This is a genomic window from Kitasatospora sp. NPDC056783 (assembly GCF_042789895.1).
Lineage (GTDB): Bacteria > Actinomycetota > Actinomycetes > Streptomycetales > Streptomycetaceae > Kitasatospora.
This window is the reverse complement of sequence record NZ_JBHUAF010000583.1, coordinates 1-3394: the sequence shown is the minus strand read 5'-3', so window position 1 is coordinate 3394 and position 3394 is coordinate 1. Positions and strand designations below refer to the sequence as shown.

Annotated in this window: 2 protein-coding genes; both read right to left on the bottom strand. The window is 71.6% G+C overall.

All coding sequences use genetic code 11. The annotated features are described in order from the left end of the window. Positions 1 to 39: 39 nt before the first annotated feature. Entirely contained in the window at positions 40 to 1440 is a 1401-nt protein-coding gene (locus tag ACFRMQ_RS39410) for an aspartate aminotransferase family protein (RefSeq protein WP_380735713.1), read from the bottom strand. Next, positions 1430 to 3340: a 1-deoxy-D-xylulose-5-phosphate synthase gene (gene dxs, locus ACFRMQ_RS39405; RefSeq protein WP_380735712.1), complete on the bottom strand. Its 1911-nt coding sequence runs from the start codon at positions 3338 to 3340 to the stop codon at positions 1430 to 1432. The genes ACFRMQ_RS39410 and dxs overlap by 11 nt, the downstream gene beginning before the upstream one ends. Positions 3341 to 3394: the final 54 nt, after the last annotated feature.

Genomic DNA, 3394 nt, shown 5'->3' with positions numbered 1-3394 from the left:
ACGTCCCACTCCGCGCTCCCCACTGCGCCGGTCCTCGCCTCAGCGGCTGCCGACCGCCTGTTTGACCAGCGTCCGCCCGAAGTCCCACATCAGACCGCTCCCCCGGTGGGCCTCGTCCATGATGTCGGTGAAGGCGTCCACGAACCTGTCCACGTCCCGCTCGGTGATGATCAGCGGTGGAATCAGCTTGATCACTTCCAGATGGTCCCCGGACACCTGGGTCAGAATGCGGTGCCGTTGCAGCAGCGGCACCACGACCATCTGCGCGAACAGGCCCTTGCGCGCCGCCTGGAGCGCGGCCCAACCGGTGCGCAGCTTGAACGACCTGGGGCGGCCGAACTCGATCCCGATCATCAGCCCGCGCCCGCGCACCTCGGCGAGCAGCTCGTACCGGTCGACCAGTGCGGACAACCGCTCGCGGAAGTGGTCGCCCACCTTGCGGGCGTTGTCCACGACCTGTTCCTCGCGCAGCACCTCCAGGGTCGCCAACCCGGCCGCCATCGCCTGGGCGTTGGACCCGAAGCTGGCCGAGTGCACCAGCACCCGGTCCATCGAGGAGTACACCTTCTCGAAGATCCAGCCCTTGCCGAGCGTCGCCCCGATCGGCACGTAGCCGCCGGACAGCGCCTTGGCCGCGCAGACCAGGTCGGGCAGCACGCCCTCCTCGTGCTGGTAGGCGAAGAACTCACCGGTGCGGCCGATGCCGGTCTGCACCTCGTCGCAGATCAGCAGTGCCTTGTGTTCGTGCAGCACCGTCTGGGCGGCTCGCAGCCAGCCGGGCGGCGGCGTGTGGACGCCCTTGCCCTGGATCGGTTCGACGATCAGCGCGGCGACGTCGCCGCGCTTCAACTCCCGGGCCAGCGCGCCGAGATCGCCGAGCGGGATGGCGGTGTCCGGCAGCAGCGGGTCGAAGCCCTTGCGGAATCCGCTCTCGCCGTTGACCGAGAGCGAGCCGGCGGTCAGGCCGTGGAAGGCGTGGTCGGCGTAGAGGATCCGCTTGCGGCCGGTGGCGTACCGGGCGAACTTGAGTGCCGTCTCCACCGCCTCGGTGCCGCTGTTGCCGAAGAACACCCGGTCCAGTCCGGGCGCTTGGGCGAGCAGCCGCTCGGCCAGCAGTCCGGGCAGCGGTGAGCAGTCGAAGCGGAGCAGGTCCGGCAGGTCGAGGTCCACCACCTGCCGGACCGCCGAGCGCACCGCCGGGTGGTGGCGGCCGAGCGCGAAGATGCCGAAGCCGGCCAGCATGTCGAGGTACTCGTTGCCCTCGGTGTCGTAGAAGTACTGGCCCTGGGCGCGGTCGTAGTACTTGTCGAAGCCGAGGGTGTGCAGCATCCGCGGCAGCTGCGGGTTGAGGTAGCGGCTGTGCAACTCGTAGCTCTCGCCGCCGCGTTCGGCGAGCAGCGCGGCGAGGTCGAAGGCGGGGCGGTCTGGATCAGCCGGCATGGCGCGGGTTCGCTCCTCGGGTCGGTAGCAGGTTCTTGGCGAAGACGGCGGTCTGGGCGGCGACCCCGGTTCCGGTCAGTCCGGCCTCCTCCAGGATCTCCCCGCGCGAGGCGTGGCCGAGGAACTCCTGGGGCAGGCCGAGCACCCGCACCGGTACGTCCACGTCGGCGTCGCGCAGTGCCTGGCCGACGGCCGAACCGACGCCGCCGGTCCGGCCGTTGTCCTCGACGGTCACCACCAGCCGGTGGGCGGCGGCCAGTTCGGTCAGCGCCGGGTCGACCGGCTTGACCCAGCGCGGGTCGACCACGGTCGCGGTGAAGCCCTCGGCGAGCAGCAGACGGGCCGCGTCCAGGCAGGCGGAGGCGGTGGCGCCGACCGCGACCAGCAGGATCTCCGGCGCCCGTCCGGTGCGCAGCAGCACGTCGACCCCGCCGATCCGCTCGACGGCCGGGACCGCGGGTCCGACGTTCCCCTTGGGGAAGCGCACGACGGTCGGCGCGTCCCGGACCTCGACGGCCTCGCGCAGCTGGGCCCGCAACTGCTCGGCGTCGCGCGGCGCGGCGAGCCGCAGGCCGGGGACGACCTGGAGGATCGACATGTCCCACATGCCGTTGTGCGAGGCGCCGTCGGGCCCGGTCACCCCGGAGCGGTCGAGCACGAAGGTGACGCCCAGCCTGTGCAGGGCGACGTCCATCAGCACCTGGTCGAAGGCCCGGTTGAGGAAGGTGGCGTACACCGCGACCACCGGGTGCAGCCCGCCGGTGGCCAGCCCGGCCGCGCTGGTGACGGCGTGCTGCTCGGCGATCCCGACGTCGAAGGTGCGGGCCGGGTAGGCCTTGGCGAACGAAGCCAGGCCCACCGGCTGGAGCATGGCCGCGGTGATGGCCACCAGGTCCGGCCGCTCGGCGCCCAGGGTGACCAGCTCGTCCCCGAACACCGAGGTCCAGGAGACCCCTCCGCTGGGCGAGACCGGCAGGCAGGTGTACGGGTCGATCGGGTTGACGGCGTGGAAGCGGTCGGCCTCGTCCTGCTCGGCCGGCCGGTAGCCGCGCCCCTTGACGGTCAGGCAGTGCACGATGACCGGCCCGCCGAAGTTGCGGGCCTGGCGCAGCGCCTGTTCGACCTGGCCGAGGTCGTGGCCGTCGATCGGCCCGAGGTACTTGAGGCCGAGGTCCTCGAACATGCCCTGCGGGGCGAAGGCGTCCTTGAACCCCTTCTTCGCGCCGTGCAGCGCGTCGAAGATCGGCTGACCGACCAGCGGGGTGCGCTGCAGGGCCTCCTTGCCGAGGGCGAGGAAGCGCTCGTAGCCCTGGGTGGTGCGCAGGGTGGCCAGGTGGTTGGCGAGGCCCCCGATGGTCCGGGCGTAGGAGCGCTCGTTGTCGTTGACGACGATGACCAGCGGCCGGTCGCGCGCCTCGGCGATGTTGTTGAGCGCCTCCCAGGCGAGCCCGCCGGTGAGCGCGCCGTCGCCGATCACCGCGACGGTGTGCCGGTCGTGCTGGCCGAGCAGTCGGGCGGCCTTGGCCAGGCCGTCGGCGTAGGAGAGCGCGGTGGAGGCGTGCGAGTTCTCGACCAGGTCGTGCGCGGACTCGCCCCGCGAGGGGTATCCGGAGAGCCCGCCGCGCATCCGCAGCCGGGTGAAGTCCTGGCGGCCGGTGAGCAGTTTGTGGACGTAGCTCTGGTGGCCGGTGTCGAAGACGATCCGGTCGTACGGCGAATCGAAGACCCGGTGCAGCGCGATGGTCAGTTCCACCACGCCGAGGTTGGGCCCGAGGTGGCCGCCGGTGCGGGTCACGGCATCGATCAGGAACTCGCGGATCTCCTCGGCGAGCAACGGCAGTTCGGCCGCCGGGAGCTTGCGGAGCTCGGCCGGCGACGTGACGCGGGAGAGCAGTGACACGGGTACACCTCACGACTCGAAGAGGTACGGCGGTGCCTCCGTCCGGCCCGGCAC